The organism is Melaminivora alkalimesophila (assembly GCF_000282995.1).
GTDB classification, from domain to species: domain Bacteria; phylum Pseudomonadota; class Gammaproteobacteria; order Burkholderiales; family Burkholderiaceae_C; genus Melaminivora; species Melaminivora alkalimesophila.
On the sequence record NZ_ALEE01000075.1, the window covers coordinates 1 to 2,016 of the forward strand.

At 68.3% G+C, this 2,016-nt stretch carries 2 protein-coding genes; both read left to right on the plus strand.

The window, feature by feature from the left end; all coding sequences use genetic code 11:
- Nucleotides 1–266 precede the first annotated feature (266 nt).
- Nucleotides 267–704, plus strand: coding sequence for a CBS domain-containing protein (locus tag A612_RS00915; protein WP_019372741.1), 438 nt, complete (start codon nt 267–269; stop codon nt 702–704).
- Between the two features lie 125 nt (nt 705–829).
- Nucleotides 830–1,987: a branched-chain amino acid ABC transporter substrate-binding protein gene (locus A612_RS00920; protein WP_040435432.1), complete on the plus strand. Its 1,158-nt coding sequence runs from the start codon at nt 830–832 to the stop codon at nt 1,985–1,987.
- The last annotated feature ends 29 nt before the right edge of the window (nt 1,988–2,016 follow it).

The window sequence follows — 2,016 nt, forward strand, 5'->3', positions numbered from 1 at the left end:
GGGGCCGCCGGCGGCGCGCAGCACCCGTGCCGCAGCGGCGACGGGCCTGCAGCGCCCCCGCGGCACGCGGGCGGGCGGCAGCGCCAAGGGCGCACTGTCGCACATCCACGCGCCACGGCCAGCCGATGGTAGTGAACTTCATGCTTCTTTACATGCCATGCCGGCCGTCCCCCGGGGGCGGCCGCCCGGGTTGCGCCGGGTTGCGCCCGCGCAGCGCAACGGGAACACTTCGGGTCATTCCAAGCAACCACCCACGGGAGAGCCAGATGACCACCGTTGCAGAGATCCTCAGGAACAAGCCGAACAACCGGGTGCACAGCGTCTCGCCCGACGACAAGGTGCTGACGGCGCTCCAGCGCATGGCGGAGGAGGGCATCGGCGCGCTGCTGGTGATGCAGGACGGAAAGATCGCCGGCATCTTCACCGAGCGCGACTACGCCCGCAAGGTGGTGCTGCACGGGCGCTCCTCCGGCGATACACCGGTCAGCGAGATCATGACCCGCGCCGTGCGCTTCGTGCACCCGTCGCAGAGCTGCGAGGAGTGCATGGCGCTGATGACGGAAAACCGCCTGCGCCACTTGCCGGTGCTCGAAGGCGAGGAGGTGGTCGGGCTGGTCTCCATCGGCGACCTGGTCAAGAGCGTGATCTCGCACCAGCGCTTCCTGATCGAGCAGATGGAGCAGTACATCACCGGCGGCCTGTAGCAGCGCGGCGCCCGCAAGGCCCGACCGATCCGCGCCTGCACTGCGGGTGCGGGCTTTTCCCATGGCGCGTGCAAAGGAATCGGGTAAACATTCGGTTGCATTTGCCGTGTTTCAGGGAGGGCTGCATGACACAAGGGATGAACCGCCGGCAATTTTCTGCGGGGCTGGGCCTCGCCTTGGGCGCCGGGGGTCTGCTCGTCGGTTGCAACAAGGTGCCGGACACGATCCGCATCGGGGTGGCCCAACCGCTGTCGGGCCCACTGGCCGCGTTGGGACAGGACCTGCTCAATGGCGTGCGCATGGCCGTCGACGAGTTGCACAAAAATGGCTACACCGTGGACAGCAAGCGCGTGCAGTTCGAGGTGCTTGCCCAGGACGACCGGGCCGACCCGGCGGGCGGGCGCGCCGCTGCCCAGCAGCTCGTGGAGGCGGGCGTGTCGGCCGTGATCGGGCACCTGAACTCGGGCGTCAGCCTGGAGGCAGCACCGATCTACGGAGAGAAGAACATCCCGCAGATGATCATCTCCACCAACCCGCGCATCACGCAGCTCGGCCTGCCCACCACCTTCCGCATCGTCGCCAACGATGCCCTCCAGGCCCGCGCGCTGGGCTCCTTTGCCGCCTCCCAGCTGGCGGCCGACGCCTACGCGGTGGTGGACGATGGGTCGCCTTATGGCAAGGGACTGGCCGACGGCGCCGCGGTCGAACTCGAGAAGGCCAAGAAGACCATTGCGGTGCGCCAGGGTTTCGACGACAAGACCACGCAGTTCGCCGAACTGGCGGCCAGGCTCAAGGCGTCCAATGTGCGCGTCATCGTGTCCATGCTGAACGATTTCCAGTCGCTGGCGCTGCTCGAGGAGCTGCGAAAGCTGGGCCACACGCGGGTTGCCCTGCTGGGTGGCGACCTGGTCAAGACGGCCGACATGATCAAGGGTATGGGCCTGATCGACGAGATCTACGCCACCTCGCCGGTGCTGGACGTGACCGAGTTCACCACCGGGCGGCAGTTCCTGGAGCGCTACACGGCCGCCTTCCAGCAGCCGCCGGCCTATGGCGGTCACTACACCTACGACGCCATGTACGTGGTCAGCGAGGCCATCCGCAAGGCGGGCTCGGCCGCGCCCGCGGACATCACCAAGGCGTTGCGGGGCATCAACGGCTACGCCCCGGTCACGGGCACCATGGCATGGGACGAGCAGGGCGAGCTGCGCTATGGGGCCGTCGGGGTCTACCAGATGCGCAAGGGCGCCTGGGAGCTGCGCATGCGCTCGGATCGCTGGTAACCCTGCAGGCGCGGCGGGCGCCCGGCCCG

Coding starts and splice junctions, on each gene's coding strand:
- A612_RS00915 (WP_019372741.1), top strand. CDS start 267: ATGACCACCGTTGCAGAGATCCTCAGGAACAAGCCGAACAACCGGGTG.
- A612_RS00920 (WP_040435432.1), top strand. CDS start 830: ATGACACAAGGGATGAACCGCCGGCAATTTTCTGCGGGGCTGGGCCTC.